Here is a 24,837-nt window from a genome sequence, read left to right as displayed (position 1 = left end):
AACTCATGAAGATCATCCTGACCCAGGAGGTCGAGAACCTCGGCGCAGCCGGTGACGTGGTCGAGGTCAAGGACGGCTACGGCCGCAACTACCTCATCCCCCGCGGCTTCGGCATCCGGTGGACCCGGGGCGCCCAGGCGCAGGCCGACTCGATCAAGGCCGCTCGCTCCGCTCGTGCGGTCCGCGACGAGGCCCACGCCGCTGAGCTGAAGGCCAAGCTCGAGGGCTCGCCGGTCGACGTCAAGGTCAAGGCCGGCCAGGGCGGCCGCCTGTTCGGTGCGGTCACCCCCGCCGACATCGCCGCCGCGCTCGGCGAGGCCGCCGGCGAGGCGATCGACAAGCGGACCATCGTCCTCGGCAACCCGATCAAGTCGCTGGGCAACCACGCGGTGTCGGTCAAGCTGCACGACGAGGTGTCCGCCGCGGTGGCCCTCAACGTCATCCCGGGCTGACGCAGCGTCTCGATACGTAGATCGTTCGTTCCTCACGATCTGCACTCGACGACCAACAACGGCGTGGGGGGGGCCCCCGGGGCCCGGCCCGGCCGTAGGTTTTTGTCGAAACCTGACTACCCCTATCCCCCCCCCCCCAACCCCCCGGGGGGGGGCGGCCCCCCCGGCCCCCCCCCACGCCGTTAGTTTTGGGACACTCCTTCCTTCCCCGATCCCCAGGAGCTTCCCCCATGCGTGTACGACGGCTGGCGCCTGCCGCCCTGCTGCTGCTGACCCCGGTCCTCGCGGCCTGCGGCGACGACGAACCCGACGCCTCCGACACCCCGACCGACGCGTCGAGCGCCACCGAGGCGTCGACGCCCACCGAGGCGACCAGCGCCCCCACCTCGGCCCCGACCGCGCCGTCGAGCACCGCTGCTGCCGGGCTGCCGATGGCCTGCGACGTGGTGAGCGCCGACGACCTGGCCGAGGCCTACGGGATGTCGTTCGGCCCCGCCGAGGTCGGCGGTGGCGCCACCAGCGAGGGTGGCGTGGAGTGGTCCAGCGACAACTGCTCCTTCGAGGCCGAGGGTCTCGCCGAGGTGACGGTCAAGCTGACCGGTCCCGAGGACTTCACCCAGGGCGCCTTCGGCTGCCCCCAGCCGCGTGACAACGACGGCGTCGTGGACCCGGCCGACGACATCGCCGGCGCCACCCGGGGCTGGTGGAAGGTGAGCAACCCGCCGGACTTCGAGGGTGAGCTGCGCGCCTGCGCCGCCACGGTGCTGCTGGAGATCGACCTCGACTACGAGGACGGCGTCGAGTACGAGGGTGACCCGCTCAACCAGTCCGTCGGGCTGGCCGAGAAGATCCTGGCCACGATCCAGGGCTGAGTCCTTCGCGTCGCACCTGACGGGCGGGCTGTGCACGCGCTCGTTCCACAGCCCGTTCGTCAGGTGCGTGCGTCCTCCGGCTCCCCCGCGCCCGCCCACGGGGCCGAGCCCAGGAGCGCGCAGAGCACGATGACGAGCAGCACCCCGGCCAGGCCGACGGTGCCGACGCCGTAGAGCCAGTGCCAGTCGGCGCCGTTGTAGAGCACGTTGGCGACGAGCGAGACGACGATGGCCGTCTCGGCGACGAACCAGACCCACCCGCTGCGGACGCCGGCGGCGCGGGCCCGGGTGCCGAGGGCGTGGCACAGCGCGGCCTGGAAGCCCAGCGCCGGGAGCGAGGCGGCCCACACGAGCGCCGGGTCGGCGTCGTCGAGCCAGGCGCGCGCGTCCGGCGGGCTGAGCGCGATGGCGACGACCACCGCGAGCACGGCGAGGTACCCGAGCGTGAGCCGCAGCGGCAGGTCGGGCGCCGCCCGCACCAGCCGGGCGTAGCCGACCAGCACCAGCAGGCAGCCGAGGACCTCCGACACGTCGACCTTGTCGGCTGGAGCGGCGGTGAACACGACGACGGCCAGGCCGATCGCGATCCAGTACAGCGGCTTCACGCGCCCGGCACCAGCCACGCGTCGCTGCGGGCGCGGCGCACCAGGGTGACCAGCCGCCCGCCCATGAAGACCACGCAGAACACGGTCCACAGCCAGGGCAGTCCCGCGCCCAGCGCACTCGTCAGCAGCACGAGCGGAGCGTAGCCCGCGAGGACGGCGACGCCGGCCCGGGCCAGGTACCGCCCGTCGCCCGCGCCGATGAGCACCCCGTCGAGCACGAACACCACCCCGGCGACCGGTTGGGCGAGCGCGGCCACGACGAGCACCGGGACGAGCGCGTCCCGGACCCCCGCGTCCGGGGTGAACAGCGCGCCCAGCCACGGACTGGTCGCGGCCAGCAGCAGGCCGGTGACGACACCGCTGAGGATCCCCCAGCCCACCATCCGGCCGGTGACCGCGCGCGTCGCGGCCACGTCGCCGGCGCCGAGGAAGCGTCCGGTGATCGCCTGCGCGGCGATGGCGATCGCGTCCAGCACGTAGGCCAGGAAGCCCCACAGGGTCATCGCCAGCTGATGGGTGGCGACCGGCACCGCCGCGCTGCTCGACCCGCTCGCGGTCAGCACCACGGCGTAGGTCGTCACCAACAGCGAGGCACGCAGAGTCAGGGTCCGCACGATGAGCGGTACGCCGGCCCGGGCCGCCGCGCGCACGCCCCCCAGGTGCGGGCGAAGGGCGGCACCCTCGCGCCGGGCGGAGCGGACGACGACCAGCACGAGCGCGACGGCCATCGCGGACTGGGCGAGCACGGAGCCCAGCGCCGAGCCCGCGATCCCGAGGCGCGGCGCCGGCCCGGCGCCGTACACGAGGACGAGGTTGAGCAGGAGGTTCGCGATGTTGCCGACGACGGCCACCACGAGCGGCGTGCGGGTGTCCTGGAGGCCGCGCAGCACGCCGGTGCCGGCGAGGATGAGCAGCAGCGGGGTGAGGCCGAGCGCGGCGACCCGCAAGTAGGTCGTGGCCGGCTCGACCACGTCCGGTGAGGCCCCGAACACCGCGACGAGGGGGTCGGCGCCGAGCCCGGTGACCAGGGTCGCCGGGAGGCCGATCAGCACGGCGAGCCAGAGCCCGTCGAGGCCCTGGGCGAGGGCGGCGTCGCGGTGGCCGGCGCCGATCTGGCGGGCGACGCCCGCGGTGGTGCCGTAGGCCAGGAAGATGCACAGCCCGACGACCGTGGTGACCACGGTGCCCGCGATGCCGAGCCCGGCCAGCTCCGGGGTGCCGAGGTGGCCGACGACGGCGGCGTCGCCGAGCAGGAACAGCGGCTCGGCGACGAGGGCGAGGAAGGCCGGGAACGCGAGCCGGGCGATCTCCCGGTCGAGGGCGCGCGGGCCGTTCACCGCGCGGCTGCCCGGGCGGTGCGGGCGGCCGGTGGATAAGTGGCGTCCCCCTGTGGAAACCGGCGGTGGCGGCGGCGGAGCGGGGGTACGGCGACGGCAGACCCGTCCCGACCGGTCGGTGACCGGCGGGTGAACAGGATCACACCCGACATTTTTGCCGTCCACAGGCCATTGAGGACGTTTGCGCAGGTCAGAGAACCTTTCGGCTGGCTGGCCCGCACGTTCTCCACAAGTTCCTCCCCACCCCGTGCACACCATGTCCGCGTGTCGTCCACGACCTGCCCCGAGTTATCCCCAACCCTTGTGGACAGGCCGCTATCGGCTGCCCCGGTCGACCCCGTAGGTTGCCGCATCGGGGGCCGGCACCGGTCGCCGTCCGGCGATTGTGCCGGACCCGCTCGGCATGCTGGGCACCGGACGACCCGTGCATCGCGCCCGGGGCGTGAGACCAGGAAGGGGCAAGGACCGTGAGCCTCACGGACGACCCGCCGGCCTGGACCGCCGAGCCGCCCGAGCAGTGGGGGGACGGACCGGCGCCGTACCAGCCGGGCGAGGCGCCCAGCGGCGGCCGCACGCCACCGCAGGACATGGCCGCCGAGCAGTCGGTGCTCGGCGCGATGATGATCTCGAAGGACGCCATCGCCGACGTCGTCGAGGTCATCCGCGGCAACGACTACTACCGCCCGGCGCACGAGGAGATCCACGAGGCGATCCTCGACCTCTACAGCCGTGGTGAGCCGGCCGACATGGTGACCGTCGCGGGGGAGCTGCAGCGGCGTGGCCAGCTGCAGAAGATCGGCGGGGCGCCGTACCTGCACACGCTCGCCTCCAACGTGCCGATCGCCGCCAACGCCGGCTTCTACGCCGAGATCGTCTACGAGAAGGCGATCCTGCGCCGGCTGGTCAACGCCGGCACCAAGATCGTCCAGATCAGCTATGCCGGCGAGGGCGAGGTCGAGGGCATCGTCAACGAGGCCCAGTCCGAGATCTACAAGGTCACCGACCGCAACAAGTCGGAGGACTACGTCCCGCTGTCCGACATCATGGACCAGGTCCTCGACGAGATCGAGGCCATCGAGAACCGTGAGACGGGCATCTACGGCGTGCCGACCGGCTTCGCCGACTTCGACGAGCTCACCAACGGCTTCCACGCCGGCCAGATGATCGTCGTGGCCGCCCGCCCCGCCATGGGCAAGTCGACCCTGGCCCTCGACTTCTGCCGGGCCGCCGCCATCCACAACAACCTCACCGCCTGCTTCTTCAGCCTGGAGATGACGCGCGCGGAGATCGTCATGCGCCTGCTCTCGGCCGAGGCACGGATCCCGCTCAACCACATCCGCAACGGCAAGATGGGCACCGAGGAGTGGGACCGCCTGGCCCGCCACGTGGCGAAGGTGTCCGCGGCGCCGATGTTCATCGACGACTCCCCCAACATGACGATGACCGAGATCCGCGCGAAGGCGCGTCGGCTCAAGCAGAAGCACGACCTCAAGCTGATGGTGATCGACTACCTCCAGCTGATGAGCTCGGGCAAGAAGGTCGAGTCCCGCCAGCTCGAGGTCTCGGAGTTCTCCCGCCAGATCAAGCTGCTCGCCAAGGAGCTGGAGATCCCGGTCATCGCGCTCTCCCAGCTCAACCGTGGCCCCGAGCAGCGCGCCGACAAGCGCCCCGCGGTCAGCGACCTGCGTGAGTCCGGATCCATCGAGCAGGACGCCGACATGGTGGTCCTGCTGCACCGCGACGACGTCTACGAGAAGGAGTCGACCCGCCCCGGCGAGGCCGACCTGATCGTCGCCAAGCACCGCAACGGCGCGACCCGCGACATCGTCGTGGCCTTCCAGGGTCACTACAGCCGGTTCGTCGACATGGCGCACTGACCTGGCGCCGACGCCCGGATCGCCGAGGCGCTGGGGACGGACGACGACGACGACCAGATCCGCGCGGCGTGCTACTTGCTGCAGGTCCTCGGTCGGAGCTACGTGTGGCCCGGTGATCTCGCGGCACTCGGCCAGCACCTGCGCCGCGGGATCGACGTGCTGACCCGGATGCTCGATCCCGAGGACGACGAGATGGACTTCCTCGAGCTCTGGGAGGACAGCCCGGAGGTGGTGGCCCCGGTCCAGGACCAGGTCGCGGAGCTTCGCGGCCGGCTCGCCGACGGGCACGGCGACGGCGACGGAGCCGCAGAGCGGGGCGACGCCCGGGCTGTGCCTGGCTCGCGCCGTGGAGACCGGTGGACCAGCTACTTGACCTCGCAGCGCCGCAACAGCGCCAGGCCGACGACGAGCGGGACGACGATCCAGATCAACGTGGTCGATGCGAGCTGCGCCCACTCCTGTGCCGATGAGGTCCGACCCTCGAACAGGGCGACCTGCGTCTGGTTCCAGTCGATCCAGGCCTGGAGGTCGGTGAACCACTCCCGGGCCCGGGCCAGCAGGACCAGGATGCCGGAGAGGACGAAGGACAGCACGAAGTAGCCGACGACGGCGGCCGCGGAGCTGCGCAGCACCACGCCCAGCGTGAAGCCGATGGCCATCCCGACCAGGTTGCCCATGACGATCTCGGCGGCGTGGGCCGGACTGATGTCCCACACCGTGTCGACCCCGGCGAGGGCGGAGCCGACGACATTGCCGACGGCTCCGATCAGGAGCGCCGCCAGCATGGAGACGATCCCGACGATGACGGTCGCCATCGCCTTGGCGCCGATCACCCGCCCCCGACCGGGGACGAGCGTGAACGTCGTCAGTCCGCTGCGCTGGCTCCACTCGCTGGTGACCGCGAGGATCGCGATCAGGGGGAGGATCAGGGTCATCGGGAAGCCGATCGCGGTGGCGAAGGTGTCGTAGCTCAGCGTGCCCTCGGGGGCGAAGACGATCGCGGCCGCGGTCGCCACGACCGAGAGCAGGCCGGTGCTCGTGAGCAGCCAGAAGCCCGAGCGGGTGTCGAACATCTTGCGCAGCTCGACGCGGACGATCCGGCTGGTCGGGATCGGGGCCACGGCGCGGCCCGCGGTCGTCGTGGTGCTCTGGGTGCTCATCGTGCTGCCCTCCGTCGGGATCGGTGCCGGCGCGCCGGTGCTCGTGGGTGCTCGTGGACCGAAGCCTCGTCGCGACCTGCCTGCCACCGCATCGGCCTCGAGGCCGGCCCCGCCTCCGCCGAGGGGAGGGGCGGCGTCTCGTTCTTTCGGCCGATCGCCGCCGCCTCGCCGATCCCTAGGCTGGGGGCGTGATCACGACCGCCCTGCGCTCGCTGTGGGACGAGCCCCGCGCCGCCGACCCGCCCGGAGCGGCGTGGCGGGACCGGGTGCTGGTCGGCGCGGTGATGGTCGTGGCGCTGCTCGAAGGGATCTTCCGCGAGGACGTCGCCTGGCGGCCGGTGGTGACGGTCGTGGCGCTCGCGCTGGCGCCGGTGCTGCTGTGGCGCCGTACCCACCCGTTGGTCTGCGTCGCGGTGGGCTTCGGCACCGGTACGGCGCTGGCGGTGGCCGGCCAGCTGGCCGGGCTCCCGGGCGTGGGCCTGCACACGACCAGCTTCATCCTGGTGCTCGTCTACGCCCTGGTCCGCTGGGGCTCGGGACGGCAGATCGTGACCGGGCTGGCGGGGGTGCTGGTCGCCGCGGGCGTCAGCATCGCGACCGACGACACCGATGCCGCCGAGCTCCTCGGCGGCATCGCCGTCCTGGTGGCGGCGGCAGCCGGCGGGGCGGCGTTCCGCTACCGCGCCGAGAGCTGGCGCCGGGCGCTCGACCAGATCCGCAACCAGGAGCGTGTCGGACTCGCCCGCGAGCTCCACGACTCGGTCGCCCACCACGTCTCCGCGATCGCGGTGCAGGCGCAGACCGGCCGGACGATGGCCCGGAAGCGACCCGAGGCGGCCCTCGAGGCGCTCGCGGTCATCGAGGGGGAGGCCTCGCGGACCCTGGCGGAGATGCGCGCCATGGTCCGAGTGCTGCGCGACGGGGCACCGGCGGAGTACGGCCCCCGACCGGGTGTCGCCGACCTGGTGTCCCTCGCCCGCCGCGACCCGGGCCCCGTCGTCGACGTGGAGCTGTCGGGCGACCTGGCCGGGCTGCGGCCCCAGGTCGACGCAGCGGTGTACCGCATCGCGCAGGAGTCGCTGACCAACGCGCTGCGACATGCCCGCAACGCCTCGCGGGTGGAGATCAGGGTCGCCGAGCGCGCCGGAAGGTTGCGGCTGCGGGTGAGCGACGACGGCCGGACCGACGCGACGCGGCCGGCGACCCACGGCTTCGGGCTGCTGGGGATGACCGAGCGCGTGCAGCTGCTCGGTGGCACGCTGCACGCCGGACCGGCGCCCGAGGGCGGGTGGGCGGTCGACGCCGAGCTGCCGACGGAGACAAGCCGATGAGGGTGGGCCGATGAGGTGGGCGATGAAGGTGGGCCGATGACGGTGCGGGTGCTGGTGGCCGACGACCAGGACCTGGTGCGCACCGGCCTGGCCATGATCCTCGACGACCAGCCCGACATCGAGGTCGTCGGCCAGGCCGCCGACGGCAGGACGGCCGTCGAGCTGGCGCGTCGGCTCCGCCCCGACGTGTGCCTGGTCGACATCCGGATGCCCGGCCTGGACGGCATCGAGGTGACCGAGCTGCTCGCCGGACGGGACGTCCCGGACCCGATCGCGGTGGTCGTGATCACGACGTTCGACCTGGACGAGTACGTGCACGGCGCGCTGCGGGCCGGCGCCCGCGGGTTCCTCCTCAAGGACGCCGGTCCGGAGCTGCTGGTGCAGGCCGTGCACGCCGCCGCCGCCGGCGACGCGCTGATCGCGCCGAACATCACCCGGCGGCTGCTGGCCACCCTCGCCGCGGGGAGCTCCCCGAAACGCCGCGCCCAGCCGGTCGAGCCGCTCACCCGACGCGAGGAGGAGGTGCTGGGGCTGGTTGCCGTCGGCCGCACGAACGCCGAGATCGCCGCCGAGCTGTTCATCAGCCTGACCACCGCCAAGACCCACGTCGCGAGCCTGCTGACCAAGATCGGCGCCCGGAACAGGGTCGAGATCGCGATGTGGGCCTACGACACCGGCCGCGTGGGGCGCTGAAGCGCCGGACCGACGGCGCTCCCGCCCGCACATCCGGGCCTTTGTCCCGCAAGCGCTGGTGCCATCGGGCCGGGCGGGATCCTTCCGGCGGATCAAATTCCGGCGATCCGGGCGGAGATGTCGCCCATTGCCGGCGCCGGCCGGCCAGGTGACCTACGGTGGACGGTGATCCGGTAGTAGGGGGGCCGGCGTCGGAGAGCAACTGCTGGATGCGTCCGACGTGGCACAGGGCGGAGCCGGATCCGTGCCGCTGAGAGTAGACGAGAGATGTCCTCTGGCGTGCCCTGCCTCCTCCCGAGGCCCCGTCACCTCCCCGCTGCTCGTGGCCCCGTGCGCAGGCGGGACCACGGGAGGACTCCGGACGGACCGGGGTCCCCGGATCGGCCGACTCGAGGAGGTCCCGATGGTTCGCAGCACGCACCTGGTCACCGCGATGGGCGGGAGGCCGTCATGTCCCTGAGCCGGGAACAGAGCCGTATCACCGTGCTCGACAGGCACGAGCTCTTCGCCGAGACGCTGCACCTGGCCCTCACGAACGCCGGCCACCAGGTGCAGCGCATGTCGCCCCCCGAGCCGGCGGCGTCACCCGCACGCCTGGTCGAGGCGGTACGACGCTCGCGGCCCCACGTCCTCCTGCTCGACCCGGACCTCGGCGACGTCGACGGCGCCGAGGTGATCCGGACCCTGGGCCGGTGCGGCGTGGTCGTGGTGGTCCTGACCGCGGAGATCGACCGTGCTCGCTGGGGAGGCTGGCTCTTCCTCGGTGCGCGTGCCGTGCTGTCGAAGTCGGTGACGCTCACCGAGCTGTCCGCCGCGCTGCGCGCCATCGGCGAGGGACGCGAGGTGCTCTCGCGCGAGGAGCGCAACCGGCTCGTCGAGCTCCACCACCGCGAGCATCACCAGATCCTCGAGTGCCGGGCCCGGCTCGATGCCCTGACCCAGCGGGAGCGGGAGGTGCTGACCCACCTGATCTACGGCGACACGGTGAGCGACATCGCGCACGCCGACGTCGTCTCCGAGGCCACCGTGCGTACGCAGGTCAAGTCGATCCTCGCGAAGCTCGGTGTCACCTCCCAGATCGGGGCGGTGAGCGTGGCCTTCCGGGCGCGGTGGCGCCCGGCCCACCCGGTCCGCACCGCCTTGTCCTAGGCCACGCGGCCCGGGCGCGACGGACGCGCCCGGGGCGCTCACGGCGCGACGTGGTGCTTGCGTACGCCGAACGCGGCCGACAGTGCGGCCAGCACGAAGGCGATCGCGCCAAGGGTGAACACGGTGGTGTACGCCGCCTCGGTGGGGACCGAGAAGCTGCCGGCAGGGGTCGTGAGCGTGTGCGAGGAGGAGGCGAGGATGGTGATGACGATGGCCGAACCGATCGCGCCGCCGATGGTGCGCATCACCGCGTTGACGGAGTTCGCGATGCCCGTGTCGTGGGGCGCGACGTGCTGGTTCAGCAGGGCCGGCATGGAGGCGTAGGCCACCGAGATGGCGGCGTTGCCCGCCACGAGGGCGACGATGAACTCCGCCGCGTGGCCGTGGAAGAGCGCCAGTGCCGCCATGGCGACGATGCCGAGCACGGTGGCACCGACCAGCACCCGGCGGGGACCGTACCGGCCGACCAACCCGCCGGAGAGGGGGCCGAGCGGGATGGCCAGCAGGGTGCCCGGCAGCATGAACTCGAGCGAGGTGCGCAGCACGGAGGCGTCGAAGCCGTAGCCGGTCAGTGCCGACGGGGCCTGCACGAAGAACGTGGCGCCGAGGAACACCGAGAACATGCCGTAGCCGACGAACAGGGCGGCGGCGTTGGTGAACGCGATCGTCGACGCCGCGCGAGGGCTGCTGGCCACGAAGTCGGTCGACGAGCTCACCGTCGACGCCATCGCCAAGGCGGCGGGCGTCTCCCGGACCGCCTTCTACTTCTACTTCCCGACCAAGCAGGCCGTCGTCGCGGCGCTCCTCGACGAGCTGTGGGACCAGTTCGGTGGCACCTACGGCTGGCTGGACACGACGGGCGTCGACCGTGCGGCGCTCCTCGAGCACCACCGCCTCGTCGCCGGCGTCTGGCGTGGACACCTCTCGGTCCTCGCCTGTACGACCGGCCCCAGCCTCGACTACCCGCCGCTGATCGAATGGGCCGACCGGGCGCGCGGCCGGTTCGTGGACGGCCTGGCGGCGAAGATCCTGCGGGACCGGGCCGACGGGGTCGCGCCCGAAGGGGTGGACGCCCGCGCGTTGGCGCAGATGGTGTTCGACCTGCGCGACGCGCGCATGCGCGTCCTCGCGACCGTCGGCGAGGCCGAGATCGAGCAGGGGCTGGCCGACCTGACCGAAGGTGTCCTCCGCCTTCTCTACGGCGCGGTCGGCTGAGGGCTCGCGGGCATCACCCACTGCACGAGCTGGAAGACCACCCCGTTCGGGTCGGTCATCTGGAAGTAGCGCTCGCCCCAGGGCTCGGTCTCGATCGGGGTCACGACCTCCACGCCCTCGGCCCGAAGGCGGGCGTACTCGGTGTCGATGTCGTCGACCGTGAACACGACGAGCAGCCCGTCGGCCGGTCCTGCGGCCGAGGCCGGCTTGAAGCTGGCGAGGCCGGTGCGCAGGTAGATCAGGTTCATCCCGGCCTGCGGGTGCTCGAGGGAGCAGAAGCCGTCGGCGGACATCGCCTCGGTGAAGCCGAGGTGGCGCTGCGCCCAGGCGGCGGACGCCTCGACGTCGGCGACGTTGAGGGAGACGGCGGTGGCGGTGATGTTCATGGTCCTCCTTGGACGGGCTTCTCTATACGCTGTACAGCGTACAACGTACGACCATGCCAGACTGTTCCCGTGAGTACGACGAGCACCGGGGCCGGTGAGCCGAGCCGGACGCTGGCGCTGCTGTGGGGCGACCCGTCGGCCGGCCCGCGCCGCAAGGGACCCGGCCGTTCGGTCAGCGTCGAGCAGTTGGTCGAAGCGGCCCTCGCGCTCGCCGACGAGCGGGGCCTGGCCGCCGTGACCACCCGTGCGGTGGCGGAGCGGGTCGGCATCTCGGCGATGTCGCTCTACACCTACGTCCCGGGCAAGCCCGAGCTGCTCGACCTGATGGTCGACGCGGTCTACCTGGCGATGCCGCGCCCCGCCTGGCGCAGCCGGTCCTGGCGCAGCCGGCTGACCCGGGTCGCCGAGGCCAACCGCGAGCTCCTGCGCGCGCACCCGTGGCTGACCGAGGTCGCCGCGCTGAGCCGCCCGCCGCTCGGCCCCGGCGTGCTGGCGAAGTACGAGCACGAGCTGGCGGCGTACGACGGCACCGGGCTGGGCGACGTCGACACCGATGCTGCGCTCTCCTACCTGCTCGGCTTCGTCCACGCGCACTGCCGGGCCGCCCACGACGCCGCTCGTGCGAGCACCGACAGCGCGATGAGCGACGCCGACTGGTGGGCAGCCAACCAGCCGATCCTGGCCCGTGCCTTCGACCCCGCCACCTACCCGCGCGCGGTCCGGGTCGGTGCCGCCGCCGGTGCGGCGCAGGGGAGCGCGTGGGACGCCGACCGGGCCTGGCGGTTCGGCCTGGCCCGCACCCTCGACGGTCTGGCCGCGCTCATCGAGGGGCCCCGGGCCCCTCGGGATGCGTGAGGTCGTAGGCCCGGGACAGCTTCTGCGGCACCACCATCCGCCACGCGTCGACGACCAGCTCGCGCGCCTCGGTCGGGTCGAGCGCCGCCAGCTCGGCGTGCACCCAGGCGAAGCGCAGGTCCGACTCCGCGGGCAGGTGGAACTTGTGCGGCTCCCCGGCGACCAGCGCCGCCCGCTCCTCCTTGGGGAAGGCGAAGCCCATCACGGCCTCGTCGAGCGAGAACGCGGCGTACACGATCCGGCCGACGCGGAACTTCAGCCGGTTGCGGACGTAGACCGGGTAGGACCGCTCCAGCTCGTCGGCCAGGGGCCGGACGTCGTCGAGGCTCGCCACGCACGGATGGACCGGTACGACGCCGCGAAGTCATCGCGGACTCATCGCGGAGAAGGCCGGTGGCCCGATGTCGAGATCGGGCCCGTTGGTTCGACGTACGGCTGAACCGACGCCGCCCGGTGGGTCGGCGCCACCACGAGAGGAACCGACCATGTCCTTCCAGGCCTACCTCGACAACATCGAGAAGCGGACCGGCCAGACCCCGCGCCAGCTCATCGAGCAGGCCCGCGATCGAGGCTTCGCGGGACCCGACCTGAAGGCGAACGACGTCGTCGCCTGGCTGAAGGAGGACTACGACCTCGGCCGCGGCCACGCCATGGCGCTGGTCCACGTCCTGAAGAACGGCGCGACCATCAGCACGCGACACGTCGGCTCCGCCGGCAGCCACCGCGACGACTCGGACACCCTGTGGCTCGACGGCATCGCCACGAGGCCCGCGGCCGGCGCGGCCACGCCCTAGCCAGGAGCCTAGTCTGGGCGCGACCGAGAGGAGCGCCGATGGCGGACGCGCAGACCACCGGGTTCGGCCCCGTCACCCAGCTGGCCTGGGTCACCGCGGACCTCGACGCCACCGAGCGGGCGCTGGGGACGGCGTTCGGGGCCGTCGGGTGGACCCGGATGCCCGGCATCCACTTCGGCCCCGACACCTGCACCCTGCGCGGGGAGCCGGCGGACTTCACCGCCGACATCTCGCTGAGCTACGCCGGCGACCTGCAGCTCGAGCTGATCCGCCCGGTGCGGGGGGCGTCGATCTACGCCGAGTTCCTCGCCGAGCACGGCCCCGGCCTGCACCATGTCTGCTGCGAGGTCCCGGACCTGGACGCGGCCCTGGCGCGGGCGGGGCACGACGGGTTCACTGTCGTCCAGGCCGGCACCATGGCGGGTGGCCTGATGCGGTTCGCCTACCTCGACACGTCCGCCGCGGGGGCGTCGTACGTCGAGCTCGCGCAGGTCGCTCCCGACCTCCGGTCGTTGTTCGCGGACGTCAAGGCGCGGTCGGGCCGGCCGGTCCCGGGTCCTCACTGAGGTGGTCGAGGAGGGTGTCGAGGTCGTCGAAGGCGACCGACTCGACGCCCTCGATCTCGACCTCGATGTCCTCGAACCGGAGGTCCTGGTCGAGCTGGACCCGCACGATCGCGTCCGGCAGCTGCAGCGGGGCGACGAAGGAGAGCAGCACCGCGTCGACGAACACGACCGCCGAGGTGAGCGTGAGGTCCTCGCGCAGGGCGGTGGGCTCGGCGACGGGCTGGTCCCCGACGGCGTCCTCGATCTCGGCGACCGTCTGCGCCACGACCTGGTCCCACTGCTCGCCGGTCAGGGCGAGGAAGGCCGCGACCCGCTCCACGAGCACGGCGACCTCGACGTCGTCGCGGTCCTCGAGCTCGGGGTCGACGTTGACCATCACGTCGGTGCCGGCCGCGGGCAGGTCGGCCATGCCGTAGGCGAAGCCGTCCTCGGCCTCGGGGTCGCGCAGCAGGGGCGCGAGGGCGTCGAGGAGTCGCTGGATGTCCATGGGCGCGAGGCTACGACAACCGCCCCAGCGCGGGTCAGGCGCGCTCGACCCGGGTCCAGCCCGCCCAGCCGCGCTCGGCGAGCAGCTCGCGCAGCCGGGTGACCATGGGGTGCCCGTCGGCCATCGAGTCCAGCAGCTGCACGAACGCCGAGTCGTCCATCAGCAGGTCCTGCTGCTCGAGCTGGCCGGTGGCGGCGGCCTCCTCGAACAGCTCGACCAGGACATCGGCCATCTCGTGCACCAGCGGCTCGTCGTCGGTCCCGTCGCTGCGCAGCATCCGGCCGACGAGCTGGTAGAACCGCACGGTCCGCTCGTCCTCGAGCTGGGCCCGCTTGTCGGCCATGAACGCGGGGATCCGGTCCGGGTAGCGCGCGGCGACGAGGATCCAGGCGTCCCGCTCGGCCTCGATCATCTCCTCCGGTACGCCGGTCGCGCGCACCAGCTCGAGGTAGTCCGAGACCTCCTGGGGCACCGCCAGGGTGTCCCCGGAGCCGAGCTGTGCGATCCGGCGGCGGTGCTGCTGCAGCTCGCGGATCTCGGCCCGCAGCCGCCGGTCGATCTCCTCGACCGCCCCACCGAACGTGTCGGCGTCGGCGTCGAGGAGCTCCTGGACCCGGGCCAGGGGCACGCCGGCGTCCGCCAGGGTGCGGATCCGGATCAGCCGCACGACCGCGCCGGCGTCGTACGTCCGGTAGCCGGAGCGGTCCCGCTCCGGCTCCGGCAGCAGCCCCACCTGGTGGTAGTGACGCACGGTCCGGATGGTCACCCCGGCGTACGACGCCAGCTGTCCGATCGTCAGCACGGAACCAGCCTGCCCGGTCAGGCGAAGCGGCGGCGGTAGACCCGCATCGCGACGGCGTACGCGAGGACCAGGAGACCGGTGCACCAGGCCACCGCGATCCACGCCTCGTCGCCGACCGGCTGCTCGGCGAACAGGTTGCGGATCGTGTCGACGATCGAGGTGACCGGCTGGTGCTCGGCGAACCAGCGCACCGGACCGGGCATCCCTTCGGTCGGCACGAACGCGGAGCTGACGAACGGCAGGAAGATGATCGGGTAGGCGAAGCCACCGGCGCCGTCGGGCGACTTGGCCGCCAGTCCGGCGATCACCGCCAGCCAGGTCAGCGCCAGCGTGAACAGGACGAGGATGCCGGCGACACCGAGCCAGGCGAGCACGCCCGCGCCGGTCCGGAAGCCCATCACCAGCGCCACCAGCACGACCAGGCCGACCGAGAGCAGGTTGGCGACCAGCGAGGTCAGCACGTGGCCCCACAACGCGGCGGAGCGCGCGATCGGCATCGAGAGGAACCGCTCGAAGATGCCGCCCTTGAGGTCGAGGAACAGCCGGTACGACGTGTAGGCGATCCCCGAGGCGACCGTGATCAGCAAGATGCCGGGCAGCAGGTAGTCGACGTACTCCTCCTCGCCGCTCTCGATCGCCCCGCCGAAGACGTAGACGAACAGCAGCAGCATCGCGACCGGGGTGATCGCCGTGGTGACGATGGTGTCGGGGCTGCGCAGGATGTGGCGCAGGGACCGACCGAGCAGGGTGCGGGTGTCGCCGACGGCGTGGGTGCTCATGGGTTCCTCACTTCTGCGTGGTGGTGGTGCCGACGACGGCGAGGAAGATCTCCTCGAGCGTCGGCTGCTTCTCGACGTACTCGACCCGGGCCGGGGGCAGGAGCGCCTTGAGCTCGGCGAGGGTGCCGTCGACGATGATCCGGCCCTCGTGGAGGATCGCGATCCGGTCGGCCAGGCTCTCGGCCTCCTCGAGGTACTGCGTGGTGAGCAGGACCGTCGTCCCGCCCTCGGCGAGCTCCCGGACGGCCTGCCAGACCTCGATCCGGGCCTGTGGGTCCAGGCCGGTGGTCGGCTCGTCGAGGAAGATCACCGGCGGGTCGCCGATCAGGCTCATCGCGATGTCGAGGCGCCGGCGCATGCCGCCGGAGTACGTCGCGACCCGGCGCCCGCCGGCGTCGGTGAGCGAGAACCGGGCGAGCAGGCCGTCGGCGATCCTGCCGGGGTCGGGCAGGTGGCGCAGCCGGGCGACGAGCACGAGGTTCTCGCGTCCGGTCAGGATCTCGTCGACGGCCGCGAACTGTCCGGTCAGGCTGAACGACTCGCGGACCCGGTCCGGCTGGGTGGCGACGTCGAAGCCGTGCACGCCGGCCGTCCCGGCGTCGGCGCGGAGCAGGGTCGCGAGGATCCGGATCAGCGTGGTCTTGCCGGCGCCGTTCGAGCCGAGCAGCGCGACGATGGTGCCCGCCGCGACGTCGAGGTCGACGCCCTTGAGGACCTCCACGTCACCGAACGCCTTCGTGATGCCGGTGACCCGGATGGCCCCTTCCGGGCGCTGCCCGGGGGTGGTCTCGTTGGTCATACGAGAAGCGTGCAGGGTTGACGTCGCGTCAAGGTCAACCCCCGGATCGGCAGCAACTTTCTGGTGAGCCGTCGAACCGCGCCGGCGTGACGGGGACCGGGAGGCCCGGGGTAGCGTGCTGCCATGACTCGGGCACACGGCTTCGGTGGCGGCTCCTACGGATCGAGCACCCAGGTGCAGGACCGCGACGGGATCCGGACCTTCACGGTGCGCGAGCTCGTCGCGTACGGCCGGCTGATCGTCAACCGGGAGCGGGTCGACCCGGAGCGGGTGGTCCACGACTTCATCCGGGCCAACCCGGAGGTCGACCTCGACGCGCGCAGCACGATCACCGACTGGCAGGACGGCCTGCGGCCCGGCGACACCGCCGAGCGCCCCCGCGGCTACTTCTGATCCGGCTCCGACCCGGTCCTGACCCGGTCCTGACCCGGTCCTGATCTTCCTGCGAGGATCGGGCGTCATGGACCTGGTGCGTTCGCTCCCGCTGTTCGTGCTCGCCGCGATCGCCGAGATCGGCGGCGCCTGGCTGGTCTGGCAGGGCGTGCGCGAGCACCGCGGCTGGCTGTGGATCGGCGCCGGCGTGATCGCGCTCGGCCTCTACGGCTTCGTCGCGACCCTCCAGCCGGACGCACACTTCGGCCGGATCCTGGCGGCCTACGGCGGCGTGTTCGTCGCCGGCTCGCTGCTGTGGGGAGTCGCTCTCGACGGCTTCCGTCCCGACCGGTACGACGTCGCGGGCGCGCTGGTCTGCCTGCTGGGCGTCGCGATCATCATGTACGCGCCGCGCTCGAGCTGAGCGCCGCCGCCTGGCGGGGCGCGACGGGCGGTCAGCGCCGCCGGGGCGCAGCGAGCGCGACGAGCATGTCCAGGGCGTGCGCGAGGTCGCGCTGCGAGCGGGCCGGGTCGGGGTTGGCGATGTGCTGCAGGACCAGGCCGTCGACGACCCCGAGGACGAGGCGGCCCAGCACGTCCAGGGGCACCGCGCACTCCTCGCCCGCGAACGCCGCTGCCTCCGCGCACAGCTCGGTGAGCAGATCGGTGTAGCGCGCGAACTCCAGGCGCGCGAGACCGCTGCCGGCGTCGGTGCGGGCCGAGTACAGCGCGAGCTCGAACTGCGCGACCCGCATCCCCGTCCCGCCGTCGAGCAGCCTGGCCCAGAACGTGCCGACTCCCTGGCGCAGCGCGTGCTCGATGCCCTGCTCGAGGTCGAGCGACTCCCGCAGGGCGGCGGAGGTGTCGTCCACCACCCGGGTGATCACGTCGCGGAGCAGCTCGTCCCGCGACGAGAAGTCGCGGGCCAGGGCCTCCGGCGAGACGCCTGCCTCCGCCGCCACCGCGTCCATCGTCGTCCCCGCAGCGCCGAGCGCCTCGACCACCCGGATCGCGGCCGCGACGACCTGGTCGTGCCGGTCTGCTGCTTCGTGCGTCACGTCGGCACCGTACCGCCTCGCCGCGGTCCGGCGGGGCGGCCGCAGCCGGCTGGTCAGGCGAGCTGCCGCGTGAGCTGGTCGAGGAACTCGTCGGCCATGGCGATCTGCGTCTCCAAGCGGGCGCGGCGTGCGGTGGCATCGGCGAGGACCGCGGTCAGCCGTGCTCGAGCGGTGGCGTGAGCGTCGGCTGCACCCGCGTCCCGGAGGGCCTCGAGGTCGCGCATGGCGGCGCTCATCTCCTCGAGCGTGAAGCCGAGCGGCTTCATCCGGCGGATCACCAGGATCTTCTCCACGTCGTCCTCGGTGTAGAGCCGGAATCCGCCGTCGGTCCGTCCGGACGGCCGGAGCAGGCCGACCTCGTCCCAGTGGCGCAGACTGCGCAGGGACAGCTCGGTGCGGGCGGCGACCTCGCCGATCTGCATCATGTGCCGATCCTCCCGCACGTCGCGACGATGCCGACTCTCACGTTACGTGAGGGTAGGCTCCCGCGAACGTGAGCGACACCATCACCGTCCGGTCCGCGCTGCGGTCCCCCCGCCTGCTGCGCACCGAGGTGCTCGCGGGGCTGGTGGTGGCACTGGCCCTGATCCCCGAGGCGATCTCGTTCTCCATCATCGCCGGCGCCGATCCGCGCATCGGCCTGTTCGCGTCCTTCACGATGGCGGTCGCGATCTCCTTCCTCGGCGGTCGCCCCGCGATGATCTCGGCGGCCACTGGCGCGGTAGCGCTGGTGATCGCCCCGGTGATGCGTGACCACGGCTACGACTACCTGATCGCCACGGTGCTGCTCGGCGGCGTGCTGCAGATCGTGCTGGCAGGGCTCGGTGTGGCCCGGCTGATGCGGTTCATCCCGCGCTCGGTCATGGTCGGCTTCGTCAACGCCCTGGCCATCCTCATCTTCGAGGCCCAGCTCGACCACCTCGTCGACGTACCGTGGGCGGTCTACCCGCTCACGGCCGTCGGGATCGCCGTCATCGTCGGCTTCCCGCGGATCAGCTCCGTGGTGCCCGCGCCGCTGGTGGCGATCGTGGCGTTGACCGCCTTCACCCTGCTGGCGTCGGTCGACGTGCCGGACGTAGGAGACGAAGGTCGCCTGCCCGACAGCCTGCCCGCGTGGTTCGTCCCCGACGTGCCGTTCACGCTCGAGACGCTGCGCACCATCGCGCCGTACGCCCTTGCGATGGCGGTCGTGGGGCTGCTCGAGTCGTTGCTGACCGCGAAGCTCGTCGACGACATCACCGACACCCACTCCGACAAGACCCGCGAGGCGCTGGGCCAGGGTGCCGCCAACGTGATCACCGGCTGCTTCGGCGGCATGGGCGGCTGCGCGATGATCGGCCAGACGATGATCAACGTGAAGGTCTCCGGCGCCCGCACCCGGATCTCGACCTTCCTGGCCGGCACCTTCCTGCTGGTGCTGGTCGTCGGGTTCGGGGACGTCGTCACCCTCATCCCGATGGCGGCGCTGGTCGCGGTGATGGTGATGGTGTCGGTCGGCACCTTCGACTGGCACTCGCTGCAGACGCTGCCCCGGATGCCGAGATCGGAGTCGGCGGTCATGCTGGCGACCGTCGTGATGACGGTCGCGACGCACAACCTGGCGATCGGCGTCGTCACCGGCGTCCTGGTCGCCATGGTGCTCTTCGCCCGACGGGTCGCCCACCTGGTGGCGGTGGAGCGGGAGCTCGTCGAGTCGGGCGCCGGCACCGTGACCGCCCGCTACCGCGTGAGCGGCGAGCTCTTCTTCGCCTCCAGCAACGACCTCTACTCGCAGTTCTCCTACGCCACGGACCCGGACCTGGTCGTCATCGACCTGTCCGGCTCGCACGTCTGGGACGCCTCGAGCGTCGCCGCCCTCGACGCGATCAGCACCAAGTACGCCCGCAAGGGCAAGAAGGTCGAGATCGAAGGCCTGAACGACGCGAGCGCGGCATTCCACGCTCGGCTCACCGGCCGGCTCTCCGGCCACTGACCGAGCCGGGTCAGGCCTTCGCGCGCTCGGCGAGCCGGACCACGGCGTGGCGCACGATCGCCACCTCGTCGTCGTCACGGGCCGCCTCGTGGGGGACCTGGCCGCCCAGCAGCCCGGCGGGCTGGGTGAGCCAGGCCCACACCTGCCACGGGTCCATCGCGGAGGCCAGCAGCGGTTCGAGGACGGCCGCCAGCTCCGGCCGCAGCTCGCCGTCGTCGCCGAGCTGGAACGCCGGCACCAGCACGTCCCCGTCGTGGGGGACGACGAGCAGCGCGTTGCGCTCGGCCGCCTTGTGCACCGCGAACCGCGCCGCGTTCTCCGACACCCCACGCACCTGCGCCAGGCTCGCGTAGGTGTGGGTCGGCGAGGCGAGCAGGCCGCTGCGGACCTGGGCCTGACGGCGCAGCTGCACCAGCGCCAGCGGTACGGCGTGCTCCGGCTCGTCGCCGTCCTGGTGGAGCACCCGGTCGAGGTCGGCGAGCTGCTCGGCCGTGAGCGGGTCGCCGGTGCGGGGGTCGCGCCAGCGGACGACGCCGCCGAGGTCGCGCTCGAAGGACGGCAACCCGGCCGCGGCCAGGTGGTCGGCGAGGCCGAGACCCTCGAGCCAGTCCGCCAGCTGCTCCCCGTTCACGGGGTCCAGCCTCCCACTGCGAGACTGCTCGACGTGCAGCAGGTCGACAGTGACGACGTCCGCATCGAACGCCTCGGCCCGGTGGGCCGGATCGTGCTCGACCGTCCCCGGGCGCTCAACGCGATCACGCTCGGCATGGTGGAGCGGATCCACGCCGCGCTCGAGGAGTGGCGTGACGCCGGGCTGCGCGCGGTGGTCGTGGAGAGCGCGTCGGACCGCGCCTTCTGTGCCGGCGGCGACATCCGCCGGGTCCGCGAGAGCTCGCTCGCCGGGCGCCACGACGAGAGCCTGCGCTTCTTCGAGACGGAGTACGCCGTCAACGCGCTGCTCGGCAGCTACCCCGTTCCCGTCGTCGCGCTCGTCGGCGGCGTCTGCATGGGCGGCGGGATGGGCCTCAGCGTCCACGGCACCTTCGTCGTCGTCTCGCCCGAGGCGTCCTTCGCCATGCCGGAGACCAAGATCGGCTTCTTCCCCGATGTCGGCGGCTCCCACTTCCTGCCGCGCCTCCCGGGCCACACCGGCCGCTACCTCGGCCTGACCGGTGCCCGGATCGGCGCCGCCGACGCGCTCGCCCTCGGCCTGGCCACCCACGCCTGCTCCGCCGCCGACCTGGCCCGCCTCCCCGAGCTGATCGCCGGGTACGACGGCCCGCTCGAGCAGCTGCTCCGCGAGCTCGCCCCCAGCGAGCCCGGCCCGGCCGGTGACCTCGCGGCGGTCCGGCCCGAGCTGGAGTGGGTGTTCAGCGCTCCCGGCCTCGACGGCATCTCCGCGCGCCTGGCCCGCCTCGTCGCCGACGGTGGAGCGGCGGCTGCCTGGGCGGCGACCACGCGGGCGGCGCTGGAGTCGGCGTCGCCGTACAGCCTGGCGGTGACGGACCGTCTCCTCGTCGAGGGCCGCGGCCGCTCGCTCGAGGAGTGCCTGCGCGCCGAGCTCACCACGGCCGCGGAGATGATCCGCAGCGCCGACTTCGTGGAGGGTGTCCGGGCGGTGCTGGTCGACAAGGACCACGCGCCGCGCTGGTCGAGCCCCGTGCCGGAGTGAGTCAGGTCAGCTCGGCGACCAGCGCCTCGACCCGGCGGCGGATCTCGTCGCGGATCGGCCGGACCGCGTCGATGCCCTGGCCGGCCGGGTCGTCGAGGACCCAGTCCTCGTAGCGCTTGCCGGGGAAGAACGGGCACTCGTCGCCGCAGCCCATCGTGATCACGACGTCGGCCTCGCGCACGGCCGAGTCGGTCAGCGCCTTCGGCTGCTCCGCGGCGATGTCGATGCCCACCTCCGCCATCGCCGCGACCGCCACCGGGTTGACCTGGTCGGCGGGCTGGGATCCGGCGGAGAGGACCTCGACCCGACCGCCGGCGAGGTGCTGCAGGAAGCCGGCCGCCATCTGGGAGCGGCCGGCGTTGTGGACGCAGACGAACAGCACGGTGGGGGTGCTCATGGGTGTCTCCTCGGTGCTGGGTGGGGTGCTGGGTGGGGTGCTGGGTGGGTCAGTGGGGATGGGGGACGACGACGTCGTCGGCCCGGGCCCCGGCGTCGGGATAGAGCGCCAGGGTGAGGGCGATGCCGAGGAGCAGCCCGACGACCTGCATCGCGACGAAGGCCGGGGCCGAACCCGGGGCGATGCCCGCGAAGGTGTCGGTGAAGACCCGGCCGATCGTCACCGCGGGGTTGGCGAACGACGTCGAGCTCGTGAACCAGTAGGCCGCGCCGATGTAGGCGCCGACGGTGGGCGCGGCCAGCGCGCCGCGGCCGGTCCGCACCAGCGCGAAGATCAGCGCGACCAGTCCCGCGGTCGCGACGACCTCGGCGACGAGGTGGCCGTCGGTGACCCGGTCCTTCGCGGAGAGGCCTTGGTCGACCTCGAACATGACGTTCGCGAGGACCGCGCCGGCGATGCCTCCGGCGACCTGGGCGACGGCGTACGCGCCCACCTCCTGCAGGCTCAGGCCGGCGCCCCTGCGCCGCCCGAGGAACCAGTCCGCGACGGAGACGACCGGGTTGAAGTGCGCGCCCGAGACCGGCCCGAACCACAAGATCAGCACGGTGAGCCCGAAGACGGTCGCCGTCGAGTTCTCCAGCAGCTGCAGGCCGACGTCGCCGGGGGAGAGGGTCTCGGCGGCGATGCCGGAGCCGACCACGACGGCGACGAGCAGGGCGGTGCCGAGGAACTCGGCCAGCAGGCGGCGGGGCAGCGGGATGCTCACGGCGATCATCTTGACCGGCGCATTTTGCTCAGTCAAACTTGAGGCAATGAACACTGAGCAAACAGGGGACGTGGAGCGCCGGGTCGCGGTCCATGCCGCGCTCGCCGATGCCACCAGGCTGCGCGTGGTCGACCTGCTCACGCTCGGCGACGCCGCATCCTCCGAGCTCTCCGAGCGGCTGGACGTCCCGTCGAACCTGCTCGCCCACCACCTCAAGGTCCTCCAGGGCGCGGGTGTGGTCGCGCGTCACCGCTCGGAGGGCGACGGCCGGCGCAGCTACTGGCGACTGGTGCGCGCGCTGCCGGTTGCGCCGGGCGGGGCCGGGCTCGCGGTGCCGGCCCGGGTCGTCTTCGTGTGCACCGCGAACACCGCCCGCTCGCAGCTGGCGGCCGCCCTGTGGCGAGGGGCCAGCACCATCCCGGCCACGTCGGCGGGGACCCGGCCGGCCGAGCGGGTGGCGCCCGGCGCGCGCGCCGCCGCCCGGCGGCACGCCCTGGACCTGCCCGACGTCGCCCCCCAGCACCTCGCCGACGTCGGGCCCGCGGGTGACGACCTCGTCGTCACCGTCTGCGACCTCGCCCACGAGGAGCTCGGGTCGGTGTCGCGGGTGCACTGGTCGGTGGCCGACCCGGTCGTCACGGGCACCCGAGCCGCCTTCGACCGCGCCTACGACGAGCTCGCCGCCCGGGTCGCCCAGCTCGTGCCGCTCCTCGGGCGGGCCTGCTGAGGGCGCTCGATCAGGTGCGCGCGGTGGGGAGCACGGCCTCGACCGTCCCGTGGACGTCGCACACGGCGGCCAGCGTGTTGTAGACCGTGCCGAACTTGCGCAGGTTCTGGTGCGCCAGGTCCACCCGACGGGCGGGCTCCGGGCTCGTCACCCGCAGGGCGTAGGTGATCTCGACGAAGCGAGGCGGCGCGTCCTGGCGGCGCGCGGTGACGGTGACCTCGGCGTCGTCGTAGTCGAAGCCGATCAGCTCGCGACAGCGGGCCAGGTTCTTCAGCAGGCAGGCGGCGAAGGCCGAGGCCAACAGCTCGGCGGGCCCCGGCGACCCGGTCGGCGCCGCCCCCCAGGCGGCGTCGATCGGGACGGACGTGGAGCGCGCGGTGACGGCCGCGTCGCTGCCGGCCCGGGACACGGCCCGGACCTGGTAGGTGGTCGGTGCTGGCACAGCCCCATCCTCCGGGGTCGCAGCGTCGCGGCCCCAGGGCCCTTCGGCACGGTTCAGGCGTGCTCTTCGGCCCCTGCCGGCACCGGTACGACGCGCGGGGTCCGCGGCGTGCCGTCGCCACTGGCCACGGCCAGCGCCGCACCGACGAGCCCGAGGAGCCCGAGGGCGACGAAGAGGCCCGCGGGACTGCCCGTCAGGGCCGTGAGGCCCGACCCGACGGCGGGGGCGAGGGCGGCGGCGACGCCGACGGGGGCGTTGTAGACGCCGTTGAGCGCGGCGTAGCGCTCGGGGCCCCAGTGCTCGGTGAGCACCGTGGCGCCGATCAGGGTGAACAGGCCGCGGGCGGAGCCGGCGAGCACCGCGATCGAGATCAGCAGCGGCACCGGTCCCCGCACGATGCCCAGGGCCAGCACCGTGGCGGCGAGCACCGAGATGACCGCGGCCGCCCGGACGTGCGGCGGCATCCGGCGTTCCAGCGTGGGATAGAGCAGGCGCCCGCCCACCTGGCCGGCGCCGCTGAGACCCAGCGCCCACGCCGCCAGCTGCACGCTCGTGCCCCGTTGCTGGAGCAGGGGGACGAGGTGGACGAGGGAGGCGTACATGACCAGCGAGGTCAGGGCGCCCGAGACGGTGACGAGGACGAAGGTGCGGCTGGTCAGGATGCCGCGATCCGAGCGGCCGTGGGCGTGGCCGCGGTCCGCGCCGGTGCTCGGGTGCCAGGGCAGGCGCAGGGCCAGGGCGTGCGCCGGTGCGGTCGCGACCAGCATCACCGCGCCCAGGACCAGGTACGTCGCCCGCCAGCCGGGCTCCTCACCGAGGACGGCGGTCAGGGGCGCGAACACGGTCGAGGAGAAGCCCGCCACCAGCGTCAGCGTGGTGATGGCCCGCACCCGGCGCGCGCCGTACCACTGGGTGAGCACCGCGAACGCCGGCGGGTAGAAGGTGCCGGCGCTCGCGGCGCCCGCGAGCAGCCAGCCCAGGGTGAACACCGGCAGCGAGGGCGCCGTCGCGACCACCGTGACCGCGAGGGCGGCGAGCACGCTCGCGGAGGTCATCACGACGCGAGGGCCGTGTCGTTGCAGCACCCGGCCGGTCGCGACGCCGGCCAGGGCGCCGAACAGCGTCCCGGCGGAGAACGCGGCGGTGACGGCGCTCGAGGACCACCCGGTGTCCTCGACGATGCCGCTCGCGAGGACGGTGAAGGCGTAGTAGAGCACGCCGTAGGCGATCGTGACCGTCCCGCACAGCGTGAGCAGGACCCCGCGCGGCCGC

At 72.9% G+C, this 24,837-nt stretch carries 32 protein-coding genes; 15 read left to right on the top strand and 17 right to left on the bottom strand.

The annotated features are described in order from the left end of the window. Positions 1-5: 5 nt before the first annotated feature. Together rplI and KU893_RS13390 are read left to right on the top strand one after the other, a co-directional pair. A complete protein-coding gene (rplI, locus tag KU893_RS13395) occupies positions 6-452 on the top strand; it encodes a 50S ribosomal protein L9 (protein ID WP_204837295.1) in 447 nt (148 codons plus the stop codon). Between the two features lie 230 nt (positions 453-682). Next, positions 683-1,324 (top strand): DUF3558 domain-containing protein, encoded by a 642-nt coding sequence (locus KU893_RS13390; RefSeq protein WP_218234878.1) that lies wholly within the window; start codon positions 683-685, stop codon positions 1,322-1,324. Positions 1,325-1,383: 59 nt separating this feature from the next. Here the strand turns inward: KU893_RS13390 and KU893_RS13385 are convergent, their stop codons facing one another. After that, on the bottom strand, positions 1,384-1,929 hold the full coding sequence (locus tag KU893_RS13385) for a hypothetical protein (protein ID WP_218234877.1): 546 nt from the start codon (positions 1,927-1,929) through the stop codon (positions 1,384-1,386). Further along, positions 1,926-3,266 (bottom strand): MATE family efflux transporter, encoded by a 1,341-nt coding sequence (locus KU893_RS13380; protein WP_257441421.1) that lies wholly within the window; start codon positions 3,264-3,266, stop codon positions 1,926-1,928. Before KU893_RS13380 ends, KU893_RS13385 begins: the two co-directional genes overlap by 4 nt. Positions 3,267-3,733: 467 nt before the next feature. Between KU893_RS13380 and dnaB the strand changes: the two genes are divergently transcribed. Further along, positions 3,734-5,143 (top strand): replicative DNA helicase, encoded by a 1,410-nt coding sequence (dnaB, locus tag KU893_RS13375; RefSeq protein ID WP_218234875.1) that lies wholly within the window; start codon positions 3,734-3,736, stop codon positions 5,141-5,143. Positions 5,144-5,508: 365 nt separating this feature from the next. Here dnaB and KU893_RS13370 read toward each other — a convergent pair whose 3' ends face one another. Continuing rightward, positions 5,509-6,303 (bottom strand): ABC transporter permease, encoded by a 795-nt coding sequence (locus KU893_RS13370; RefSeq protein WP_218234874.1) that lies wholly within the window; start codon positions 6,301-6,303, stop codon positions 5,509-5,511. 188 nt (positions 6,304-6,491) lie between these two features. Here KU893_RS13370 and KU893_RS13365 point away from each other — a divergent pair, with 188 nt between their 5' ends. The 3 genes from KU893_RS13365 (at position 6,492) to KU893_RS13355 (ending at position 9,476) form a co-directional block, all read left to right on the top strand. After that, positions 6,492-7,634 (top strand): sensor histidine kinase, encoded by a 1,143-nt coding sequence (locus KU893_RS13365; RefSeq protein ID WP_218234873.1) that lies wholly within the window; start codon positions 6,492-6,494, stop codon positions 7,632-7,634. A gap of 36 nt (positions 7,635-7,670) precedes the next feature. Continuing rightward, positions 7,671-8,327, top strand: a complete 657-nt coding sequence (locus tag KU893_RS13360) for a response regulator (RefSeq protein ID WP_218234872.1) — start codon at positions 7,671-7,673, stop codon at positions 8,325-8,327. A gap of 450 nt (positions 8,328-8,777) precedes the next feature. Then, entirely contained in the window at positions 8,778-9,476 is a 699-nt protein-coding gene (locus KU893_RS13355; protein ID WP_218234871.1) for a LuxR C-terminal-related transcriptional regulator, read from the top strand. A 38-nt stretch (positions 9,477-9,514) separates the two neighbouring features. On the opposite strand, the gene KU893_RS13350 is transcribed toward KU893_RS13355, so the two are convergent. Further along, positions 9,515-10,171 carry an MFS transporter gene (locus KU893_RS13350; RefSeq protein ID WP_218234870.1) on the bottom strand — a complete coding sequence of 219 codons (657 nt, stop codon included), beginning with the start codon at positions 10,169-10,171 and terminating at the stop codon, positions 9,515-9,517. Here KU893_RS13350 and KU893_RS13345 point away from each other — a divergent pair. Next, positions 10,131-10,691 carry a TetR/AcrR family transcriptional regulator gene (locus tag KU893_RS13345; RefSeq protein WP_218234869.1) on the top strand — a complete coding sequence of 187 codons (561 nt, stop codon included), beginning with the start codon at positions 10,131-10,133 and terminating at the stop codon, positions 10,689-10,691. The genes KU893_RS13350 and KU893_RS13345 overlap by 41 nt on opposite strands. Here the strand turns inward: KU893_RS13345 and KU893_RS13340 are convergent. Continuing rightward, entirely contained in the window at positions 10,673-11,077 is a 405-nt protein-coding gene (locus tag KU893_RS13340) for a VOC family protein (RefSeq protein WP_218234868.1), read from the bottom strand. The two genes, KU893_RS13345 and KU893_RS13340, sit on opposite strands and share 19 nt — an antisense overlap. Positions 11,078-11,146: 69 nt before the next feature. On the opposite strand from KU893_RS13340, the gene KU893_RS13335 reads away from it, so the two are divergent. After that, a complete protein-coding gene (locus KU893_RS13335; RefSeq protein WP_218234867.1) occupies positions 11,147-11,932 on the top strand; it encodes a TetR/AcrR family transcriptional regulator in 786 nt (261 codons plus the stop codon). Here the strand turns inward: KU893_RS13335 and KU893_RS13330 are convergent. Continuing rightward, on the bottom strand, positions 11,898-12,266 hold the full coding sequence (locus KU893_RS13330; protein WP_218234866.1) for an MmcQ/YjbR family DNA-binding protein: 369 nt from the start codon (positions 12,264-12,266) through the stop codon (positions 11,898-11,900). The two genes, KU893_RS13335 and KU893_RS13330, sit on opposite strands and share 35 nt — an antisense overlap. Before the next feature lie 151 nt (positions 12,267-12,417). On the opposite strand from KU893_RS13330, the gene KU893_RS13325 reads away from it, so the two are divergent. Next, the gene (locus KU893_RS13325; protein ID WP_218234865.1) at positions 12,418-12,726 is read left to right on the top strand and encodes a DUF4287 domain-containing protein; all 309 of its coding nucleotides are present in this window, start codon (positions 12,418-12,420) and stop codon (positions 12,724-12,726) included. Positions 12,727-12,764: 38 nt separating this feature from the next. Then, positions 12,765-13,292 (top strand): VOC family protein, encoded by a 528-nt coding sequence (locus tag KU893_RS13320; protein ID WP_218234864.1) that lies wholly within the window; start codon positions 12,765-12,767, stop codon positions 13,290-13,292. Here the strand turns inward: KU893_RS13320 and KU893_RS13315 are convergent. Genes KU893_RS13315 through KU893_RS13300 form a run of 4 tightly spaced genes read right to left on the bottom strand, consistent with a single transcriptional unit; the run spans position 13,252 to position 16,159 of the window. After that, a complete protein-coding gene (locus tag KU893_RS13315) occupies positions 13,252-13,779 on the bottom strand; it encodes a hypothetical protein (RefSeq protein WP_218234863.1) in 528 nt (175 codons plus the stop codon). The genes KU893_RS13320 and KU893_RS13315 overlap by 41 nt on opposite strands. 34 nt (positions 13,780-13,813) lie before the next feature. Further along, on the bottom strand, positions 13,814-14,581 hold the full coding sequence (locus tag KU893_RS13310) for a MerR family transcriptional regulator (RefSeq protein WP_218234862.1): 768 nt from the start codon (positions 14,579-14,581) through the stop codon (positions 13,814-13,816). A 17-nt stretch (positions 14,582-14,598) separates the two neighbouring features. Then, a complete protein-coding gene (locus tag KU893_RS13305) occupies positions 14,599-15,360 on the bottom strand; it encodes an ABC transporter permease (protein ID WP_218234861.1) in 762 nt (253 codons plus the stop codon). A 7-nt stretch (positions 15,361-15,367) separates the two neighbouring features. Then, entirely contained in the window at positions 15,368-16,159 is a 792-nt protein-coding gene (locus KU893_RS13300) for an ABC transporter ATP-binding protein (RefSeq protein WP_218234860.1), read from the bottom strand. 123 nt (positions 16,160-16,282) lie between these two features. Between KU893_RS13300 and KU893_RS13295 the strand changes: the two genes are divergently transcribed. Together KU893_RS13295 and KU893_RS13290 are read left to right on the top strand one after the other, a co-directional pair. Further along, positions 16,283-16,552 carry a hypothetical protein gene (locus tag KU893_RS13295; RefSeq protein WP_218234859.1) on the top strand — a complete coding sequence of 90 codons (270 nt, stop codon included), beginning with the start codon at positions 16,283-16,285 and terminating at the stop codon, positions 16,550-16,552. 67 nt (positions 16,553-16,619) lie between these two features. Then, positions 16,620-16,955 carry a YnfA family protein gene (locus tag KU893_RS13290; RefSeq protein ID WP_218234858.1) on the top strand — a complete coding sequence of 112 codons (336 nt, stop codon included), beginning with the start codon at positions 16,620-16,622 and terminating at the stop codon, positions 16,953-16,955. A 31-nt stretch (positions 16,956-16,986) separates the two neighbouring features. Here KU893_RS13290 and KU893_RS13285 read toward each other — a convergent pair whose 3' ends face one another. Both KU893_RS13285 and KU893_RS13280 read right to left on the bottom strand, forming a co-directional pair. Further along, positions 16,987-17,589 carry a TetR/AcrR family transcriptional regulator gene (locus tag KU893_RS13285; protein ID WP_218234857.1) on the bottom strand — a complete coding sequence of 201 codons (603 nt, stop codon included), beginning with the start codon at positions 17,587-17,589 and terminating at the stop codon, positions 16,987-16,989. 53 nt (positions 17,590-17,642) lie between these two features. Then, positions 17,643-18,014 (bottom strand): MerR family transcriptional regulator, encoded by a 372-nt coding sequence (locus KU893_RS13280; protein ID WP_218234856.1) that lies wholly within the window; start codon positions 18,012-18,014, stop codon positions 17,643-17,645. Positions 18,015-18,082: 68 nt separating this feature from the next. On the opposite strand from KU893_RS13280, the gene KU893_RS13275 reads away from it, so the two are divergent. Next, a complete protein-coding gene (locus KU893_RS13275) occupies positions 18,083-19,561 on the top strand; it encodes a SulP family inorganic anion transporter (protein WP_218234855.1) in 1,479 nt (492 codons plus the stop codon). A gap of 10 nt (positions 19,562-19,571) precedes the next feature. Here the strand turns inward: KU893_RS13275 and KU893_RS13270 are convergent, their stop codons facing one another. After that, positions 19,572-20,192 carry a hypothetical protein gene (locus KU893_RS13270; protein ID WP_218234854.1) on the bottom strand — a complete coding sequence of 207 codons (621 nt, stop codon included), beginning with the start codon at positions 20,190-20,192 and terminating at the stop codon, positions 19,572-19,574. 33 nt (positions 20,193-20,225) lie between these two features. On the opposite strand from KU893_RS13270, the gene KU893_RS13265 reads away from it, so the two are divergent. Next, the gene (locus KU893_RS13265; protein ID WP_218234853.1) at positions 20,226-21,233 is read left to right on the top strand and encodes an enoyl-CoA hydratase/isomerase family protein; all 1,008 of its coding nucleotides are present in this window, start codon (positions 20,226-20,228) and stop codon (positions 21,231-21,233) included. Position 21,234: 1 nt separating this feature from the next. Here KU893_RS13265 and KU893_RS13260 read toward each other — a convergent pair whose 3' ends face one another. After that, positions 21,235-21,630, bottom strand: coding sequence for an arsenate reductase ArsC (locus KU893_RS13260; protein ID WP_218234852.1), 396 nt, complete (start codon positions 21,628-21,630; stop codon positions 21,235-21,237). Between the two features lie 49 nt (positions 21,631-21,679). Continuing rightward, positions 21,680-22,405: an aquaporin gene (locus KU893_RS13255; protein WP_218234851.1), complete on the bottom strand. Its 726-nt coding sequence runs from the start codon at positions 22,403-22,405 to the stop codon at positions 21,680-21,682. Positions 22,406-22,442: 37 nt separating this feature from the next. Between KU893_RS13255 and KU893_RS13250 the strand changes: the two genes are divergently transcribed. Further along, positions 22,443-23,123: an arsenate reductase/protein-tyrosine-phosphatase family protein gene (locus KU893_RS13250; RefSeq protein WP_218234850.1), complete on the top strand. Its 681-nt coding sequence runs from the start codon at positions 22,443-22,445 to the stop codon at positions 23,121-23,123. Positions 23,124-23,133: 10 nt separating this feature from the next. Here the strand turns inward: KU893_RS13250 and KU893_RS23285 are convergent, their stop codons facing one another. Together KU893_RS23285 and KU893_RS13240 are read right to left on the bottom strand one after the other, a co-directional pair. Then, positions 23,134-23,565 carry an OsmC family protein gene (locus KU893_RS23285; RefSeq protein ID WP_218234849.1) on the bottom strand — a complete coding sequence of 144 codons (432 nt, stop codon included), beginning with the start codon at positions 23,563-23,565 and terminating at the stop codon, positions 23,134-23,136. Positions 23,566-23,618: 53 nt separating this feature from the next. Further along, on the bottom strand, positions 23,619-24,794 hold the full coding sequence (locus KU893_RS13240; protein WP_372449703.1) for an MFS transporter: 1,176 nt from the start codon (positions 24,792-24,794) through the stop codon (positions 23,619-23,621). Between the last annotated feature and the right edge of the window lie 43 nt (positions 24,795-24,837).

This window comes from Nocardioides daeguensis, assembly GCF_019192965.1.
Classification (GTDB): Bacteria; Actinomycetota; Actinomycetes; order Propionibacteriales; family Nocardioidaceae; genus Nocardioides; species Nocardioides daeguensis.
This window is presented reverse-complemented; position numbering and strand designations above follow the sequence as displayed.

Coding starts and splice junctions, on each gene's coding strand:
- KU893_RS13295 (WP_218234859.1), top strand. CDS start 16,283: ATGACTCGGGCACACGGCTTCGGTGGCGGCTCCTACGGATCGAGCACC.
- KU893_RS13300 (WP_218234860.1), bottom strand. CDS start 16,159: ATGACCAACGAGACCACCCCCGGGCAGCGCCCGGAAGGGGCCATCCGG.
- KU893_RS13255 (WP_218234851.1), bottom strand. CDS start 22,405: ATGATCGCCGTGAGCATCCCGCTGCCCCGCCGCCTGCTGGCCGAGTTC.
- KU893_RS13340 (WP_218234868.1), bottom strand. CDS start 11,077: ATGAACATCACCGCCACCGCCGTCTCCCTCAACGTCGCCGACGTCGAG.
- KU893_RS13305 (WP_218234861.1), bottom strand. CDS start 15,360: ATGAGCACCCACGCCGTCGGCGACACCCGCACCCTGCTCGGTCGGTCC.
- KU893_RS13325 (WP_218234865.1), top strand. CDS start 12,418: ATGTCCTTCCAGGCCTACCTCGACAACATCGAGAAGCGGACCGGCCAG.
- KU893_RS13315 (WP_218234863.1), bottom strand. CDS start 13,779: ATGGACATCCAGCGACTCCTCGACGCCCTCGCGCCCCTGCTGCGCGAC.
- KU893_RS13360 (WP_218234872.1), top strand. CDS start 7,671: ATGACGGTGCGGGTGCTGGTGGCCGACGACCAGGACCTGGTGCGCACC.
- KU893_RS13370 (WP_218234874.1), bottom strand. CDS start 6,303: ATGAGCACCCAGAGCACCACGACGACCGCGGGCCGCGCCGTGGCCCCG.
- KU893_RS13390 (WP_218234878.1), top strand. CDS start 683: ATGCGTGTACGACGGCTGGCGCCTGCCGCCCTGCTGCTGCTGACCCCG.
- KU893_RS13320 (WP_218234864.1), top strand. CDS start 12,765: ATGGCGGACGCGCAGACCACCGGGTTCGGCCCCGTCACCCAGCTGGCC.
- rplI (WP_204837295.1), top strand. CDS start 6: ATGAAGATCATCCTGACCCAGGAGGTCGAGAACCTCGGCGCAGCCGGT.
- KU893_RS13290 (WP_218234858.1), top strand. CDS start 16,620: ATGGACCTGGTGCGTTCGCTCCCGCTGTTCGTGCTCGCCGCGATCGCC.
- KU893_RS13260 (WP_218234852.1), bottom strand. CDS start 21,630: ATGAGCACCCCCACCGTGCTGTTCGTCTGCGTCCACAACGCCGGCCGC.
- KU893_RS13250 (WP_218234850.1), top strand. CDS start 22,443: ATGAACACTGAGCAAACAGGGGACGTGGAGCGCCGGGTCGCGGTCCAT.
- KU893_RS13355 (WP_218234871.1), top strand. CDS start 8,778: ATGTCCCTGAGCCGGGAACAGAGCCGTATCACCGTGCTCGACAGGCAC.
- KU893_RS13280 (WP_218234856.1), bottom strand. CDS start 18,014: ATGATGCAGATCGGCGAGGTCGCCGCCCGCACCGAGCTGTCCCTGCGC.